The following is a 15,507-nucleotide window of genomic DNA, read 5'->3' as shown; positions in this document are numbered from 1 at the left end:
GGGACGTCGACGGCCTTCGGGCCGTCCTTCGAGCCGAGGCGCAGCTCGATGTGCGAGTCCGGCGCCGAGCGCGTCTGCGGCTTGCCGTGGGCGCAGCGCGGGATGCGCTCACCACCCTGCTGAACGTGATGGAACCGGAGAACTCTTGACCAGTCCAGGCATCAAGCCGTCGGACATGACCGCGCGTACCGCTCGGCCCGTACCCGGCACCGCGTCCGCGGCAGGCTTCGACCGGGCCGTCGCGCCGCGACGGGTGGCAGGGCCCCGAAAGCGGTGGGACTGGGTCCTGGCCGCGGATCCTGGCCTCGGACAGTTGCAGGCGGGGTGGCGCACTCTCGTCGCGATGGTGACCTCTCTCGCCGTCGGCTACGGGATGGCACGGGCTCTGGACGTACCGGCCATGATCGGCATGATGGTCGGCGGGCTGATGGGCCTGATGAGCGCCTTCGCCGTCGCCGAGAACACGTGGCAGAGGCTCAGCCGCGCGATTCTGTGGATGCCGTTCCCCTTCGCAGTCGTGCTCTGGGTGGCTGCAGAACTCCACGACGACCGGACGCTGGAGATCAGCCTGATGGTCGTCGCGCTGGCGCTGACCTTCTTCCTCGCCCGGTTCGGACAGCTGGCCCTGCTCACCGGCATGCTGCTCTTCAACGGCTTGATGGTCGGCATGATGGCGAACATCCCCGCGGACCTCACCGGCAAGGCCTTCGCGATCGCCCTGGTCTCCGTCGGCGCCGTGCTCGCTACCCGGCTGCTGCTGTGCTTTCCGATGCCGCGGGAGGATCTGCTGCGCACCCAGCGCGCCTTCGTCGTGGAGGCCCGCCGGGTGGCCGACGCGGCGGTCGACGCGCTGGATGCCGACGCCGACCAGAAGCGGGTCGCACGCCGCATGGCACGCGCGCTCCACCGCCTCAACGTCACCACTGTCACCATCGACGGCCGGCTCGCCCAGCCGGAGGTCGCCGCCGACCCCGGCATGGCCGAGCTGCTGCACCGCCACCTCTTCGACGCGGAACTGGCTCTGCGCGGCATAGGCAGGGCGGTACAGGAACTGACAGCCCTCGACGTCCCGTCGCGACTGCGCCACTCGATGGCCGTGGGCCTCGTCCTCGCACGGGACACCCCTCTCGGCAGTGCCCAGGGCCTGCGCCCCGCCGCCGAACTCATCCGCCGGCAGGCGAACTCCGCGCAGGACCACGCCGAGGGCGGGCAAAGCGCGGAAACCGCCGAGCTCGCGCACCGCGTGGCCAACCTCCTCGACTCGCTGGCCGGCTCGCTCTCGCACTGGCTCTCGCTGGGCTGGAGTTCTCCGGAGTCCCCGGCGAAGGTTCCCTTCCAGCCGACCGTCGTCCTGGAGCAGAATCGTCCGGCAGGTTCGGCCGCCGCGACCCGGCGCGTCCTCGCGGCGCGGACGGACACCGGCTGGCGGCGTATCGTCCCCTTCGTGCGGGTACCGCTGCACGCGGGGGTCGCCGCCGCCATCGTCGGCCCGATCGCCGACGCCATCGACCCGCAGCGCTTCTACTGGAGCCTGGTCGGGGTGATGATCACACTCTTCGGCACGAACACGACTCAGGAACGACTGCGCAAGTTCGGCCACCGCATGGCCGGCACGGTGATCGGCGCCGTCCTGGGCATCACGCTGCTCCACCTCGTCGGCCCCGGTCACATCTACGGGACGCTCACGATCATCGTGGTCGGCCTCATCCTCGGCGCCTGGGGGATGCAACGGGCCTATGGTCTCTGGGTCGTCGGACTCGTGGTCGCCATGGTGCAGCTGTACGGACTCACGACCCCCTACGGCTCGATGGACCACCTGCTCGGCGAACGCCTGCTGGACAACGGCCTCGGCATACTCGTGGCGACCGCGTGCGCCGCGCTGATCTTCCCGCTGTCCAGCCGCAGGATCACCGGGGAGGCGGAGCGAGGTTACGTCCGCGCGGTGGACGATCTCGTCTCCCAGCTCGCCACGCGCTGGCAGGACCCCGACGCCCCGGTCCGGCTGCGCGGCGCCGCGCGCGCGGTGGACTCCGCACTGTTCCAGGTCGTCAGCCTGGTCCGTCCCCTGGTCCGGATGCCGCTCGGTGTACGCGGCCGCGACGCGGACAACCGTACCGCCCTGCTCACCACGGCCACCGGCCATGCGCGGGCCCTCGCCGCGGCGGCCGACATCGACATCGATCTGTCGCCCCGCCTCGCCGAGCGGTTCGCGCGCGTCACCACGACGCTGACCGCTTCGCTCCGGACCCTCGACCGTTCACTGGCCGCCTCCTCCCCCGGCGGGAACTGGCAGCGGGTCGGCCCCCTGGTCCAGGACCTGCAGGCGGAGCTGGCCATGGGACCGACCGGCCCCCGGGCGGTCCGCGTCCGCACGGCGCTGCGGGAGCTGGCCGCGCTCGACGAGGCGCTCGCCGGGTATGCGGAGCGACGCGGCCTCACCGTGCGCGGCACCTACTCGGAGCCTGTGGCGAGCTCGCCGATGGAGCGCCGCGCACAAGAGCTCGTGGCTGGCTGGGGAGCAAAGCCGGAATCCCGTCACGACGGAGTTCCGGCCCTGGCCACCACCCCCATCGCGACGACTACGGCCACGGCCACGGGCCCGCGCGAGCACGCGCCGACGGAGGGCCCGGCGGACGCGCCGGAGAAGACGGTGCCCGCCACGGAGAGCGCGTCGTCCGCGCCGCACGGCGGGGTCACCGTCACCGGCGCGGTCCAATGCCCCCTGCACGAGTCCGGCTGTGCCGGCTGGGTCACCCTGATCGACGCGCGGGGCAAGCGCGTGGCGGCGGGAACCGTGCGGGCGGGACGGTACCGCATGGGCGGCGTACGGCCCGGACACCACACACTGATCCTTTCGGCCCGGGAGCACGCCCCGCACGCGGAACTCCTCTCGGTGCCGCACATCCCGGACACCGGCCCGGTCAGTCACGACGTGCGGCTGTGAGGCCCGGGGCCGAACGAGCAGGGTGACGTCGACGGCGTTTTTCCGACCGCGGGCGAGCCCCCCGACAGCGTTTTCCGACCGCGGGCGAGCCCCCGTCCTGGCGCGGGGACTCCGCCACTCATCGTCCTGTCCTCGCCGTGCTGTGCGCGTGCCCGGAATTGGGCCACTCGGCGGGACGGGTCCGGCCGGTCACCCAGTCAGTCGGTCCGGCTCGCGACCGTGGTGTCGACCGGCGTTCCCGGAGGATCGAACGGACCGTCTCCTCCCGCGCGGCAGCGATGCTGGTGACCCAGCGGTCGCGCTCGGCCAGGTACTCCTCGGCCATGGCGGAGGAGAAGCCGTCGATGAATTCGAACACCCTCTCCGAGACCCGCTCCGCGCGGCTCATGCGGAGGTGACCCGCGCCCGCTGCGGGGACGCTTCCATCCTCCCCGCAGCGGTGGTCGTCGCTTCCGGGCCACGCGTGCCCGGCGCTGCCGACTCAGAGTTTGCTGCCACCGGTGGCGTCGATGTACTGGCCGGTGATCCACCGGGAGTCGTCGGACGCCAGGAACGCGACGATGTCGGCGATGTCCTCGGGACGGCCGATCCGGTCGAAGGTGGAGAGCGCGGCGATCGCGCTCCGCGCCTCCTCGGTGGCGCGCCGGGAGGCGTTCATCTCCGTCTCGACGAATCCGGGCGCCACGGCGTTCACCGTGATGCCGCGGGGGCCCAGTTCTTCCGCCAGGGTGCGGGTCAGCGAGTCCACGGCTCCCTTGCTCATCGAGTACGCGAGAGTGCGCGGCAGGGCTCTCCTGCTGGCCGCGGAGGAGATGTTGACGATGCGCCCGCCGACCCCCATCCGCTTCAGGGCCTCCTGGATGATGAAGAGCGGCGCGCGGGTATTGACGGCGATGAGCCGGTCGAAGTCCTCGGCGCGCAGCTCCGTGATGCGCGAAGAGATGCTGACGGCCGCGTTGTTGACCAGGATGTCGAGCCCCGCGTCTGTCCCCTGCTCGCGGGCGCCGGCGTCGAAGGCGTCGAACAGGGCCCGGACGTCTCCGTCGACGCCGAGTTCTGCCCGCACCGGGAAGCAGCGACCTCCGTCGTCCCGGATGGAGGCGACGGTCCGTTCGGCAGCCTCCTCGTTGCTCGCGTAGTGGACGGCGACGAGTGCGCCGTCCGCGGCCAGGCGTCTGGCGATCCCGCGTCCGATGCCGCGGCTCGCGCCGGTCACCAGCGCCGTCCTGCCCTTGAGCGATCCCATGTGTGTCCTGCTCCGTTCACCCGACGGCCGGTTGGCCGGCCCGTCCGGGAACCGTACAGGCGGCTGTCCGGCGACCGGTCGCGGAGGGGGAGCAGCCGCTCGGGCGGGACGCGCGGAGCCGCCACCGGCGTGTGCCCGAACCGTCTTCGCCCGGACTCCGTGGGCCCCTTCCACGCAGTCGCGACCACGGGGGTCAGGGCACGCGAGCAGGGGTAACATACCGGCGCGCCTGTTTTCGCGCCCGCCCTCCTCGCGAGACGCGCCGCGCGCGGCAGGGGGGACCGGGCGAACGGACCGAAGGAGTCGGCCATGGCGCAGCAGGAGCGGGCCATCAGAACGCGCTACACCGTGCTGGAAGCCGCGGCGGTGGTGTTCGCGTCGAACGGGTACGAGGCGTCCACCATCAGCGAGATCATGTCCCTGGCCGGAGTCACCAAGGGGGCTCTGTACTTCCACTTCTCCGGCAAGGAGGCCTTGGCGCACGCGGTGCTCCAGCACGCCGTCATCATCAAGCCGGAGAACCCGGTGAAGATGCAGGCCATCGTGGATCTGGGACTCCTCCTGGCGTACCGGCTGCCCCGTGAGCCGTTACTCCAGGGCGCGGCACGTCTGGCCGCCGACCAGAACGCGCGGCCCTTCTTCGGCGGACCGTGGCCGCAGTGGCGGGACGTCATCGCGACGCTGCTGACCGAAGGGCGTTCCCAGGGCGAGGTCTTCGAACACATCGATCCTCTGGAGACCGCGAACGTGCTGGTGGGAGCGTTCACCGGATTACAGCTCGTCTCCACCACCGTGGACCGGCCGGACAGTCTGCTCGTCCTGGCCTCGGACCTGTACCGTCTGGTCCTGCCCGGTATAGCCGTGCCCGGGGTGCTGCGGGTGCTCTCCACCGATCCGGACCGTGCCCATCATGTGTTCGACGTGCTGGGGCGGCCCAGCTGGGAGCTTCCGGTGACGTTCGATAGCGTGCCCGGTGCCTCGTTCCCGGCGCTGTCGGGGCAGGTGGACGCTCCTGTTCCCCCGTTGAAACGGTGACACGCATGCACGCGATCCAAGTCCGCAAGTCCGGCGGCCCCGAGGTCCTGGAGTACGTGGAGGTGCCCGATCCCGTCGCGGCGGAGGGGCGGTTGCTGCTCGACGTCGAAGCGGCCGGCGTGAACTTCGTGGACACCCTGGTCACCGACGGTACATATCCCGCCCCGAGCGGCCATCCGTTCGTTCCGGGCACCGAGGTCGTCGCACGCACCGAGGACGGCCGGCGTGTCCTGGCGAAGGTACGGTCCGGTTACGCGGAGCGGGTGAGTGCCGATCCCGCCACCATGGTCGGCCTTCCCGAGGACCTCGACGCCGGGCAGGCGCTGTCGCTGCTGACGCAGGGTCTGACCGCCTGGCACCTGCTGAAGTCGGCGGCCCGGCTGGTGCCCGGCGAGAGCGTGGTGGTGCATGCCGCCGCCGGAGGGGTGGGCAATCTGGCGGTCCAGCTGGCGCGGGAGTTCGGCGCGGGGCGTGTGGTGGCGGTGGCCTCGACGCCCGAGAAGCGTGCCGCCGCGCTGGAGGCGGGGGCGGACGAGGCGGTGGATTACCCGCTCGCCGGAAAGGCGGACATCGTGCTGGACGCCTCCGGGGGCACGTACTTCGACCAAGGGCTCGCCTCGCTGGCGGAGCACGGCAGGATCGTCACCTACGGCAACGCCGCCAGGTCCGCGCCGGCGCCACTGGACACGGGCCGTCTGCTGATGCTGAACGCGTCGGTGACCGGGTTCCAGCTGGGCAGGTCGCTCTCCCGTCCGGGTGCCTTCTCGACGGCGCTCGGTGAGCTTCTCGAGCTGACGCTCAAGGGCCGGCTGAAGCCCCTCACGGGCGGCGTCCGTCCTCTGGCCGAGGCCCGGCAGGCGCACGAGGACCTGCTCGCACGCCGCACCATGGGCAAGCTGGTGCTGCGGCCCTGAGGGCCTGTCGGTCGACGAGGTGACAGCTGAGCCCGCGTGGACGCGGCCCCCTGGGTGTACGGGACCGGGGGCCGTACGCCGGGCCGGCTCCGTACGAGGGCGCTCCGGCCTGGACGCGCCACGGACATTCACGCCATTTCCTGCCTGCCCGAACGTCACATGTCGGCCGTTTTTGATTGCTTCCTCGCAAGGGGAGGAGACACGCCGCCGGGGGAGGCAGGATGGCCCCCGTGATGGGCAACCCACCCGCCGTCACGACCAGTTTCATCGGCAGACTCGGTGAGCTGGACCGGACCGAGCGGGCACTGGACGAACACCGGCTGGTCACTCTCACGGGTCCCGGCGGCATAGGCAAGAGCCGGCTCGCGCTCCAGGTGGCGGACCGAATAGCGGCTCGCTACGCGGGCGGTGTGTGCTGGGCCGATCTCTCGCACCTGCACGGTGACGCGTCGCTGACGACCGCCGTCTGCGACGCGGTCGGTCTGCTGGACCACAGTAGGCGCCGTCCCGTGGAGGCGCTCAGCGAGTGGCTCGCGGACCAGCGGCTGCTGCTCGTCCTGGACTGCTGCGAAAGGGTCCTGACGGCATGCCGTGATCTGGTGGAATCGCTGCTCGCCGCGGCGCCGGGGCTGAGTGTGCTCGCGACGAGCCGGGAAACCCTGGACGTCGCGGGCGAGCACGCGGTGCACGTGCCGCCTCTGTCGACCGGGAGCGACGCGCAGCGCCTCTTCCGTGAACGGGCCGCGCTCACCGCCCCGGCCCGGCAGCTCGACGCGCCGCGGGCGGCGGCCGCCGTGGGCGAGATCTGCCGGCGCCTGGAGGGCATCCCGCTCGCCGTCGAACTCGCCTGTGCCCGGCTGCGGGAGTCGGAGGTGGAGGAACTCCTGGAACTGCTCGGTTCGCGGCTCGACACGCTCGTGGACGACACGACCTGGCCGAGGCGTCACCGGGCTCTGCGGACCACGGTCGGCTGGAGCCACGAACTCTGCACGCCGCTCGAACGGCTGTTGTGGGCCCGACTGTCCGTGTTCAAGGGCGGAATTCGGCTGACGGACGCTCAGGTGGTCTGCTCCGGCGGACCACTCACCACGGACGAGGTGGCGCGCGGCCTGGAGAGACTCGCCGCGCAGTCGGTGCTCCAGCGGGACGGCGCCGGCTACCGCATGCTCGACACGCTGCGCGAATACGGTGCCATGTGGCTGAGGGAGCTGGCGGAGGACGGGGTGCTCGCGGGCCGGCATGCCGTGCACTTCGCCGATGTCGCGGACCAGTCGCACGGTGGGTGGCTGAGTCCTCGTCAGCTCGCGCGCTACCGGCGGATGGACGAGAGTCACACGGACCTGTCGGCCGCTCTGGACCACCTCCTGGTGGCCTCCCCCGCCCTGGCCTTGCGCATGGCGGGGCAGGCCGGGCTGTTCTGGAGCTGCTGCGGCCATCTCCACCAGGCGCGTTCGTACCTGGAACGGGTGCTCGCCCTGCACCCGGGCGGCGGCAGGGACCGGACCCGGGCCCTGTGGGCCCTCGGCGTCACGCTCACCCTCCAGGGGGACCACGGGACGGCGTCGGAGGTCGGGGAGGAGTGCGCGCGTTCCGCGCGGGAGGACGCGGATGCTGAATCGATCCTCTCCGCCGCGCACACGGTGAGCTTCAACCACCTCATGGCGGGGCGGCCGCAGGAGGCGCTGGCGGTGAGCGACGGCGCTCTGCGCGAGCTGCCGGTGGAACCCGCCGCCGCTCCGTCCGTCCTGCGCTGCCGGGTGATAAGGCTCTTCGCTCTGACGGCCCTGGGGCGGCTCGACGAGGCGTACGAGGACGCCGTCGGCCTCCAGCGGATCAGCCTGGAGTACGGGGACCGGTGGGCGCGCGGCTACGCGGACCACCAGCTGGCGCTCATACACATGATGCACGGCCGGCCGCGGGACGCGGAGGTGCACGCCCGCGCCATGCTCACCAGCAAGCACCAGCTCCGGGACAGTCTGGGGATCGCGCTCGCGCTCGATCTGCTCGCCGGCGCCATCGCCGCCCAGGGCGACGGCGTGGGCGCGGCGCGCACCCTGGGGACCGGCCAGACCTTCTGGCGGATGGTCGGCCACCCGCACCGCGGCACTCCTGAGCTGGGAGCGATCCGTGACCGGTGGGAACTCCTCGCGCGCGAGGCGGCCGGTCACTCGGCGTACGAGACGGCCTACGACCGAGCGCTCAAGGACACCGCGGAGCACGGACTGGCCCATGCGCTGCGCCCCGAGCGACGTCAGGCATGACGTTTCCGGCGCCGCCGGGCGGCCGGCGGCGCGCGTACCGGGAGGATCTCGCCCGGTACGCCTACAGCCGCACGCGACCGCCCACGAAACAGCGATTCGGTGGCGTACCGGGAGGTACACCACCGAATCGGAGATAACGGTCGGGGTATCAGTTACCTTCGGTCTCCTCGGTCACCTCGCCGACGATCGTTCCCTTGGCCGCGTCGATCTCGAAGTCGGTCTGGTTCCAGGAGGAGTCCACGACGTCCACCTGCCAGACGAGGACGTCGTCGTCGTTCTCCTCCAGCCCGATCGAGGTGACCCAGCCCTTCTGCTTGTCGGTGGCCACCTTCGCCGCCTGCTCCGGCGTCTGGGTGGCCTTGCCGATCATGTCGGACAGCCGGCTCTTGTCGTCGGCCGACTGGTTGTCGTCCTCGGTGGTGTCCAGGACCTTCCCGGTGACCGCGTTGATCCGGACGGTGTGCGCGGTACCGTCCTTCTCCGCGACCTCCGCGACCCACTCGGGGTCACTGGCGCTGCCGGTGGGGCTCGGGCTTCCCGTGGGACTGGAGCTGCCGGTCGGACTGGGGCTGTTCGTCGGGCTCGGGCTGCCGGTCGGGCTGGGGCTGCCACTCGCGTTGTCGTCGTCGTCCAGCCCGCCGAGCTCCAGGTCGACAAGCTTGCTGCCCGAGACCGCGCCCACCGCGGCCTTGGCCGCCTTGTCGAAGGTGATCTTCGTGGCGTCGAGGACGTCCTTCCGCTTCTGCTGCTCCTGGCTCAGCTCGGTCGGGGACGGGCTGACGGAGGGAGACGGGCTGGTGGTCGCCTGGTGCGGTACGACCTTCGCGGCCTCCGAGGTCGCCGACGCCGAGACGGAGTCACCGTCCGTTCCGCAGCCTGTCACCAACGCCGACGCGACGACGGCGCACACGACGGCGCCGACCGCACGGAGGGTGCGGGCGCGCGAGAAGACACGGTTCGTCTGTGGGGGATCAAGTCTCATGTGCGCATGCCTAGCCCGGTCGGCGAGCAGTCATGTTGTGCCTCTCCGACGAGTCACCCGATCGACCGGACCGCTCCGCCCGTTGGGCCCGTGTCCGCCGTGCCCGCGTCCTGGACCGCGGTGTCGGGCGGCAGCCGTCGGAGCGACGGGTGCCGACCCGCGGCCGTCCGAGCGACGCACCAGCTCTTCCCTTGACCGGGCGCGGAGCGCGAGGCTGGGAAACAATGGAATCCAAGGGGTCCGGCGTCCGTCGTGCCCGATCGGGAGGCCCACATGGACTATCCGGAACGTTTCGAACTCATCTTCCAGACGCTCGGCGCGGAGGACGATGTCGTCGTCGTCCGGATGACCGGGCGCGCCGGAGCAGGGGGACATCCCGTGTACGAGGACGAGACCGGCATCGTGCGCGCCGAGATCAGCGCCAGGGGCGAGGTGCGGATGCTGGCCAGTGGTGGCCATCAGGTGCCCGGTGCTCCCCTGCTGGCGCGTCCTCTCGAAGGCCCTCAGGCGCCTCCCGGGGAGTGAGCACGCCTACCCGCGGCGACGCGACGGGCAGGCGCGGGAGCCGATCCGAACAGGGGTCGGCTCGGAACGATCACTCGGTAAGGTGCGGGCATGAGTGAAGCGTGGGATGCGGCCGCCCCGGGGGTGCTCCGACTTCCCTCGGGACGCCTCGTCCGGGGGCGCGGCCTGCGTCGGCCGCTGCCCGCGGGGCCCGTGCCCGAGTTCTCCGCACACCTGCTGGGCCGTGAGCCCGAGCCGGTGGCGTGGGAATCTCGATGGTTGCGCTGGCCCGACTTCCGGCTGCCCGCCGACCGCGCGGCGGCCCGCGGCCTGCTGGCGGAGGTGTGGGCCAGGGCCGCCACCGAGCGGGTCGAGGTGGCCTGCGCGGGCGGCCGGGGACGCACGGGGACGGCGCTGGCGTGTCTGGCGGTGCTGGACGGAGTGCGCCCGGACGACGCCGTCGCCTACGTCCGGGCGCACTACCACCCGAGCGCCGTGGAGACGCCGTGGCAGCGGCGTTACGTGCTGCGCTTCGGCGACTGCGGGTAACCGGTCCCCCGGGGGCGTGTTTCGGAAGTCCCGCCGGTCCGGCGCGGGCGTGTTTCGGAAGTCCCGCCGGTCCGGCGGGCGGACTGCGCCACTTTCGCGCCACGCCCTAATCGATGCCCGGCTGGTCGAAGGTCGCCGGGACCGGGAGGGTCGCCCAACGGCCCACCGGCCAGGCGACCACGACCGCCCGTCCGACCACCTCGTCCTCGGGGACCATGCCGCCGTTCCTGTCGTGCTGGTGGTAGCGGGAGTCGGCGGAGGCCTGCCGGTGGTCGCCCATCACCCAGATCTTCCCCTCGGGGACGGTCACCTTGAACTCACCGTCCCCGTCCGGGCTGCACGCCGTGTTGCCCGGATAGACGTACGGCTCGACCAGCGCCTTCCCGTTGAGCCGGAGCGGACCGGTTCCGGAGCATTCGACGGTGTCCCCACCGACTCCGATCACCCGCTTGATCAGGTCCTTCTCCTTCGCCGAAGGCATCAACCCCACGAAGGTCAGGGCTTGTTGCACCACATTGGGTTCTTGGGCCGCGACGCCGGTGAGCCAGCCGTCGGGATCGTGGAAGACCACGACCTCGCCCCGCTCGGGCTCCGAGCCGAACCAGGGGGTGAGCTTGTCCACAAGGACCCGGTCACCCTCCTGCAGGGTGTTCTGCATGGATTCGGAGGGGATGGAGAACGCCTGGACCAGGAATGTCTTGATGAGCAGGGCGAGACAGAGTGCCACGGCGACCAACAGCGGGATCTCCACCCAGAGAGGTCGCTGCCTCTTCGACCCGGACCGCCTTTTCGGCTTCTTCCGCAAGACATCCGCCCCTGTCATCGCACCGCCCCTTGAGCATTCTCACTCTCCGTACCCGTTGAGTACGGTTGCGTGAGCAACTCTAGGGGTTCCCGGTGCGACTCCGCCCTCAAGCGATCGACGGTGGCGCCGGTGTGGGTTCGCCCTCGGGCGGGGGGACCATCGCGCCCGCGCCCGCGCGCACGGCCTCGACGACGCACTGATGGAAGGTGCGGCTCTCCTCTTCGGAGAAGCACGGAACGGGGCTGCCCGCCATGGTGAACCAATCGGAGGATCCGCTGAACTGGACGGCCACAGCCGCCTGCTCGTCCGACCACGTCGTGTGCACGGTCAGATCTCCGGTCACGATGCCCACCTCGGCGGTACTCACTCCGCCGGCTCCCGCGAAGACGCCACTGGTTGTCCACGATGCCCAGTTCATGACGTCTCGCCTTTCGACAATGCCAAGCCTGCCTACTGGCTGCTTTCGAGTATGGCACCGCAGCTCCAAGCTCGCACCGGTGTGCGAAGTCCACAGCGCGCACATCTCTGACCTGGTCTTTATGTTCACGGAGCGATCGATCATCCTCCTCACATACGTCCCAGCACCCCGCGCACGAAGGCTGCCTGACCGGCGTGCTGAAGGTCGTCGGCCACCACGCTGACGAGCCGGACGCCAAGGGTCACCGCCGGGGACCATGCCTCGTCGACGATCCGGTCCAGCGCCTTGCCGGTCAGTCCGCCGACGAAGGCCAGAGTGCGTTCGTGGACCGCGTCGTGGTATCCGAGCAGCAGATCGGCGGAGGCCACCCGCACGGCTCCGACCTCCTCGCCGGTATGTCCGTATCCGGTCGCGGCACGGTCGAAGGGGAGGTCGAACCGATCCGCCCAGCCGTCGGTGAACCAGACCTGCTCTTCCCCCGAGGCATCCGCGACATGGTCGTCCTGGACCCGGGTCAAGTGCCACACGAGCCAGGCGATGGAGTTGGCCCCCTCGTCGGTCCGGGCGTTGAGTTCACCGGAGGAGAGCCCTTCCGCCGCCGCGTGCACCGCTTCCCGCACCCGGCCGAAGGCATCGGTCAGCAGATCGGATGTGTTCATCCGTCCACTCTGACAAGAGGGCCGCCGGAACGCACCACGACCGGGCGACAGCATTGAGAAACCGAACGACAATTCGAGGGTTGTCGCACCGGTCCGCTCATTGACGGCAGACGGTCGTCACCGGGCGGGGTCATGCGCTGTCCGATCGCTACGGACATCGTCGGCGAGCAGCGCCGCCACCCTGGTCCGCACCGGGCTCGTCCCACAGGTCGATACGGACGAAGGGACCGCGCCCGCCCGTGCGGGCGCTACGCGGTCCGGCGCCGTGACCAGCGCGCGAACAAGCCGTGCCGCTTACGGGGTTGGTCCGTGAACGCCGTCTCCGGTATGCCCAGTGCGCCGAGGCGCGCCATGAGCAGAGCCTCCTGCCGCGCCGTGACAGCGATGCACAGGGCCGTGCCGGTGTCGCTCGCGCTGAAGATCTCCCGGTCACCCTGCCACCCCTCCGCCCCGATCGTGAAGGGAGCCAAGGCGAGAAGCACGTCGAACTGCGCGTCGTCACGGACGTCGACGTCGATTCCCATCCCGAGACCGCCCTTCGCCCGCCGGACGCCCTCGGCCGCGCGGTGCTCGGCCATCGACAACGCGCGCTCGTACGCCGCCAGTACCTCGCGCGGCCAGGGGCCGTCGCTGTGGGCATCGAGGTACGCGGTCCCGATGCTGTCCCGCAGGACGAGGAGCGCCTCGCGGTGGGCGTTCGCCACGTCCGCGTCCTCCAGACCGTCCCGGAGGAACAGCTCCCGCCGTGGTTCACCGGCTTCACTGATCACGCGGCACAGCATCTCACTTGGGGTGCCGTCCGTTCGAGGATGTCGGTGCGGGGAGCCGGGAGCCGGTCGCGGGGAGCGGCCGGCGAGGCTCAGGAGCCTCCGGGGTCGGCGAAGGTGACGGTGACCTTGGTGAACCCGAGCGAGGTGAGCAGGCCCTTGAGCATGTTCGCGGTGTTCTTCTCGGCCCGTGCGGTGAGGCCGCTCTCCTTCGCCGCCTCGCCGATGTGCTGGGCCGCGAGTTTGTTGACCGCCTGCTCGCTGCCGGGGTTGTCGGAGAAGAAGTCGCCGAGGCGGTCCAGCAGACCGCGCTGCTTGGAGACCGAATAGGACCGGTCGGGATCGAGAGCGGGCTTGCCGAGGACCGCGTGCGGCAGGGTGAGCGTGGCCTCCGTACGGTCCTCGTCGACGACGACCCCGTCCTTCGCGACCTTGCCGAGGTCGACGGAGGCGCCGACGGTGCCCGCGCCGACGTACAGGGTGCGTGTCCCCCGGATCGCGTCGGGGAGGAACTTGGCGTCCTTCTCCAGGTCGACGACGACCTGGAAGTTGCCGGAGGCCGCCTCGTACGCGCTCATGTCCTGGATCGACTTGAGCACGGCGGGGCCCGAGCGGTCGTTGGTGCGCTCGCCGAAGATGTCTCCCAGACCCGGAATGAGGCTGAGGCGGGTGCCGGCGAAGAGGAGGGCCAGGACCACGGCGCAGATGCCGAGGGCCTTAACCCACCGCGGCTTCCTCGCGACCGGGCGGGAGGCGGGCCCGTCGCCGCGTCGCTCGGAGCTGTCTGGTTCCGTACCGGTGGACGTCATACCGTTCGTCTGACCCGTACGCGCCGGTTCAGTCCCCCCGCACGCCGCCAACTCGCTCTGATGTCGGGCCAGTCGCATGAGTTTCAGGCGCCGGTGACACCGTCCAGGCGCTCCCGCAGCAGGTCGGCGTGGCCGGCGTGCCGGGCGTACTCGGCGACGAGGTGGACGTGTACCAGCCGAAGTGAGTACGTCTCCCCACGATGGACGAAGGTGTCGTCGAGCGAAGCGGCGGCGATCACCTCGTCCGCCAGCCGGGTTTCCTCCAGCAGTCGAGCGTAGTCCTCCTCGGCGCGCTCGGGCACGAGGTCCTCGAAGTCTGCGTCCTTGCCCTTGGCCGGGTCGTACATCGGGGGCAGGTCCTGGCCGGCGAACCGCTCGCGGAACCAAGTCCGTTCGACCTTGGCCATGTGTCGTACGAGGCCGAGCAGGCTGAGGTTGGACGGTTCGGTGGTTCGCCGCGCCAGCTGCTCGCCGGTCAGCCCGGCGCACTTGCGCAGCAGGGCGGCGCGGTAGGAGTGGAGGAACGAGGTCAGAGTCTCGCGCTCCGGAGCGTTCAGGGCGTCGGGGGTGGTTTCCGGTTCAGGCGCTGTCCATGTCATCGGGTGATCATGCCCGGCGCCGGCCCGGATCGCGAGGCCTTTTCACCGGTGCAGCCGGTAGGTGCCGGAGGGCTCGTCGTCGTGCGGGACGGTGGACCAGGTGACGCTGCTCGCCAGGCCGAGCACGAGGAAGAGGACGACGAACATCCCGCCCGCCCGGCTCATGATCAGAGGGCGGGTCGCGGAGCCGGTGCCGTACGGGACGATCTCCAGGCCGTCGTCGCCGAAGAGGCCTTTGGGATAGGCGGGGGTGAGCATCGACGCGTAGGCGTCGAACCGCATCTGGTAGCGCAGGGTGGCGGCGGTGGCCTCGAACAGGGGCTTCGGCATGCGGCCGAGGATCAGGGTGACGAGCCACCAGACGAAGGAGAGGGTGAACCAGCCGGTGACGGCCAGGGCCTGGACGACAAGCGCGGGAATCATCAGGAACAGCCGGAAGAGGACGGCGAGCCGGTTGAGCCCGGTGGGGCGCACCTCGACGCGTACGGGGTAGTCCCCCGGCGCCCGGAACGAGAAGGGCGGGTAACGGTCCACCAGCAGCATCTCGTTGGCGAGGACGCGCGTCTGGTAGCCGAGCCGTCCGGCGAGGAAGCGGAAGACGGGATCGGGCAGACGGCCGAGGACGAGGGCGGAGAACCAGCCGACGACAACCATGACGGCCGCCACGAGGGAGAGGACGAAGAGGACGACGAAGTGCGGCAGGAGCAACAGGAAACGGAGCAGCACGGTGAGCCGGCGCTGTCGCGCGGGCTCCACGACATCCAGGACGGGCTGGAACTCCGCCACCTCGGGTGAGACGTGGCCCGGGCTCCACTGGCCGTCGGCCATGCGGCTCCTCCTCGGCGGGGTTCTCGGGGCGCCTCCGGCTCGGTAGACGTCACCGCCAACCTGGCGCGGCGCACCCCGCGGGGCAATCCGCCGGGGGCCGTACGGGTGTCCCCGGCGGGCCAGGCACCCAGATTACGCACACGGTGTGAGAGAGAGCACGCGGCCACCCACTACGATCGACGGCCCC

16 protein-coding genes are annotated in these 15,507 nt (G+C 70.9%); 6 read left to right on the top strand and 10 right to left on the bottom strand.

What is annotated here, in order from left to right; genetic code table 11:
• Nucleotides 1-343: 343 nt before the first annotated feature.
• A complete protein-coding gene (locus tag ACWD3D_RS21035; RefSeq protein WP_451462363.1) occupies nucleotides 344-2,944 on the top strand; it encodes an FUSC family protein in 2,601 nt (866 codons plus the stop codon).
• A 118-nt stretch (nucleotides 2,945-3,062) separates the two neighbouring features.
• On the opposite strand, the gene ACWD3D_RS21030 is transcribed toward ACWD3D_RS21035, so the two are convergent.
• The gene (locus ACWD3D_RS21030) at nucleotides 3,063-3,332 is read right to left on the bottom strand and encodes a hypothetical protein (RefSeq protein ID WP_451462362.1); all 270 of its coding nucleotides are present in this window, start codon (nucleotides 3,330-3,332) and stop codon (nucleotides 3,063-3,065) included.
• Nucleotides 3,333-3,425: 93 nt separating this feature from the next.
• The gene (locus ACWD3D_RS21025; protein WP_451462361.1) at nucleotides 3,426-4,190 is read right to left on the bottom strand and encodes an SDR family oxidoreductase; all 765 of its coding nucleotides are present in this window, start codon (nucleotides 4,188-4,190) and stop codon (nucleotides 3,426-3,428) included.
• A gap of 309 nt (nucleotides 4,191-4,499) precedes the next feature.
• Between ACWD3D_RS21025 and ACWD3D_RS21020 the strand changes: the two genes are divergently transcribed.
• From ACWD3D_RS21020 to ACWD3D_RS21010, 3 genes are all read left to right on the top strand, one after another.
• Nucleotides 4,500-5,225: a ScbR family autoregulator-binding transcription factor gene (locus tag ACWD3D_RS21020; protein ID WP_451462360.1), complete on the top strand. Its 726-nt coding sequence runs from the start codon at nucleotides 4,500-4,502 to the stop codon at nucleotides 5,223-5,225.
• 5 nt (nucleotides 5,226-5,230) lie between these two features.
• Nucleotides 5,231-6,139: a quinone oxidoreductase family protein gene (locus ACWD3D_RS21015; protein WP_451462359.1), complete on the top strand. Its 909-nt coding sequence runs from the start codon at nucleotides 5,231-5,233 to the stop codon at nucleotides 6,137-6,139.
• A 233-nt stretch (nucleotides 6,140-6,372) separates the two neighbouring features.
• Nucleotides 6,373-8,400 carry an ATP-binding protein gene (locus ACWD3D_RS21010; protein ID WP_451462358.1) on the top strand — a complete coding sequence of 676 codons (2,028 nt, stop codon included), beginning with the start codon at nucleotides 6,373-6,375 and terminating at the stop codon, nucleotides 8,398-8,400.
• 148 nt (nucleotides 8,401-8,548) lie between these two features.
• Here ACWD3D_RS21010 and ACWD3D_RS21005 read toward each other — a convergent pair whose 3' ends face one another.
• The gene (locus ACWD3D_RS21005; RefSeq protein WP_451462357.1) at nucleotides 8,549-9,382 is read right to left on the bottom strand and encodes a PepSY domain-containing protein; all 834 of its coding nucleotides are present in this window, start codon (nucleotides 9,380-9,382) and stop codon (nucleotides 8,549-8,551) included.
• A gap of 273 nt (nucleotides 9,383-9,655) precedes the next feature.
• Here ACWD3D_RS21005 and ACWD3D_RS21000 point away from each other — a divergent pair, with 273 nt between their 5' ends.
• On the top strand, nucleotides 9,656-9,907 hold the full coding sequence (locus ACWD3D_RS21000) for a DUF6296 family protein (RefSeq protein ID WP_451462356.1): 252 nt from the start codon (nucleotides 9,656-9,658) through the stop codon (nucleotides 9,905-9,907).
• Nucleotides 9,908-9,997: 90 nt separating this feature from the next.
• Nucleotides 9,998-10,435, top strand: coding sequence for a protein-tyrosine phosphatase family protein (locus ACWD3D_RS20995; protein ID WP_451462355.1), 438 nt, complete (start codon nucleotides 9,998-10,000; stop codon nucleotides 10,433-10,435).
• A 106-nt stretch (nucleotides 10,436-10,541) separates the two neighbouring features.
• Here ACWD3D_RS20995 and lepB read toward each other — a convergent pair whose 3' ends face one another.
• The 7 genes from lepB to ACWD3D_RS20960 form a co-directional block, all read right to left on the bottom strand.
• Nucleotides 10,542-11,258 (bottom strand): signal peptidase I, encoded by a 717-nt coding sequence (gene lepB / locus ACWD3D_RS20990; protein WP_451462354.1) that lies wholly within the window; start codon nucleotides 11,256-11,258, stop codon nucleotides 10,542-10,544.
• A gap of 88 nt (nucleotides 11,259-11,346) precedes the next feature.
• Nucleotides 11,347-11,658 carry a hypothetical protein gene (locus tag ACWD3D_RS20985; protein ID WP_451462353.1) on the bottom strand — a complete coding sequence of 104 codons (312 nt, stop codon included), beginning with the start codon at nucleotides 11,656-11,658 and terminating at the stop codon, nucleotides 11,347-11,349.
• Nucleotides 11,659-11,807: 149 nt separating this feature from the next.
• Nucleotides 11,808-12,317 carry a mycothiol transferase gene (locus ACWD3D_RS20980; RefSeq protein WP_451462352.1) on the bottom strand — a complete coding sequence of 170 codons (510 nt, stop codon included), beginning with the start codon at nucleotides 12,315-12,317 and terminating at the stop codon, nucleotides 11,808-11,810.
• 248 nt (nucleotides 12,318-12,565) lie between these two features.
• The gene (locus tag ACWD3D_RS20975) at nucleotides 12,566-13,087 is read right to left on the bottom strand and encodes a hypothetical protein (RefSeq protein WP_451462351.1); all 522 of its coding nucleotides are present in this window, start codon (nucleotides 13,085-13,087) and stop codon (nucleotides 12,566-12,568) included.
• An 89-nt stretch (nucleotides 13,088-13,176) separates the two neighbouring features.
• The gene (locus ACWD3D_RS20970; RefSeq protein WP_451462350.1) at nucleotides 13,177-13,893 is read right to left on the bottom strand and encodes a DUF4230 domain-containing protein; all 717 of its coding nucleotides are present in this window, start codon (nucleotides 13,891-13,893) and stop codon (nucleotides 13,177-13,179) included.
• Nucleotides 13,894-13,976: 83 nt separating this feature from the next.
• Nucleotides 13,977-14,492 (bottom strand): DinB family protein, encoded by a 516-nt coding sequence (locus ACWD3D_RS20965; RefSeq protein ID WP_451462349.1) that lies wholly within the window; start codon nucleotides 14,490-14,492, stop codon nucleotides 13,977-13,979.
• Between the two features lie 42 nt (nucleotides 14,493-14,534).
• Entirely contained in the window at nucleotides 14,535-15,320 is a 786-nt protein-coding gene (locus tag ACWD3D_RS20960) for a DUF4389 domain-containing protein (protein WP_451462348.1), read from the bottom strand.
• Nucleotides 15,321-15,507: the final 187 nt, after the last annotated feature.

The sequence above is a fragment of the Streptomyces sp. NPDC002690 genome (assembly GCF_053592415.1).
This window is presented reverse-complemented; position numbering and strand designations above follow the sequence as displayed.

Excerpts from the sequence above, each read along its gene's own strand:
- ACWD3D_RS21035 (WP_451462363.1), top strand. The coding sequence starts at position 344 with ATGGTGACCTCTCTCGCCGTCGGCTACGGGATGGCACGGGCTCTGGAC.
- ACWD3D_RS21030 (WP_451462362.1), bottom strand. The coding sequence starts at position 3,332 with ATGAGCCGCGCGGAGCGGGTCTCGGAGAGGGTGTTCGAATTCATCGAC.
- ACWD3D_RS21025 (WP_451462361.1), bottom strand. The coding sequence starts at position 4,190 with ATGGGATCGCTCAAGGGCAGGACGGCGCTGGTGACCGGCGCGAGCCGC.
- ACWD3D_RS21020 (WP_451462360.1), top strand. The coding sequence starts at position 4,500 with ATGGCGCAGCAGGAGCGGGCCATCAGAACGCGCTACACCGTGCTGGAA.
- ACWD3D_RS21015 (WP_451462359.1), top strand. The coding sequence starts at position 5,231 with ATGCACGCGATCCAAGTCCGCAAGTCCGGCGGCCCCGAGGTCCTGGAG.
- ACWD3D_RS21010 (WP_451462358.1), top strand. The coding sequence starts at position 6,373 with ATGGGCAACCCACCCGCCGTCACGACCAGTTTCATCGGCAGACTCGGT.
- ACWD3D_RS21005 (WP_451462357.1), bottom strand. The coding sequence starts at position 9,382 with ATGAGACTTGATCCCCCACAGACGAACCGTGTCTTCTCGCGCGCCCGC.
- ACWD3D_RS21000 (WP_451462356.1), top strand. The coding sequence starts at position 9,656 with ATGGACTATCCGGAACGTTTCGAACTCATCTTCCAGACGCTCGGCGCG.
- ACWD3D_RS20995 (WP_451462355.1), top strand. The coding sequence starts at position 9,998 with ATGAGTGAAGCGTGGGATGCGGCCGCCCCGGGGGTGCTCCGACTTCCC.
- lepB (WP_451462354.1), bottom strand. The coding sequence starts at position 11,258 with ATGACAGGGGCGGATGTCTTGCGGAAGAAGCCGAAAAGGCGGTCCGGG.
- ACWD3D_RS20985 (WP_451462353.1), bottom strand. The coding sequence starts at position 11,658 with ATGAACTGGGCATCGTGGACAACCAGTGGCGTCTTCGCGGGAGCCGGC.
- ACWD3D_RS20980 (WP_451462352.1), bottom strand. The coding sequence starts at position 12,317 with ATGAACACATCCGATCTGCTGACCGATGCCTTCGGCCGGGTGCGGGAA.
- ACWD3D_RS20970 (WP_451462350.1), bottom strand. The coding sequence starts at position 13,893 with ATGACGTCCACCGGTACGGAACCAGACAGCTCCGAGCGACGCGGCGAC.
- ACWD3D_RS20965 (WP_451462349.1), bottom strand. The coding sequence starts at position 14,492 with ATGACATGGACAGCGCCTGAACCGGAAACCACCCCCGACGCCCTGAAC.
- ACWD3D_RS20960 (WP_451462348.1), bottom strand. The coding sequence starts at position 15,320 with ATGGCCGACGGCCAGTGGAGCCCGGGCCACGTCTCACCCGAGGTGGCG.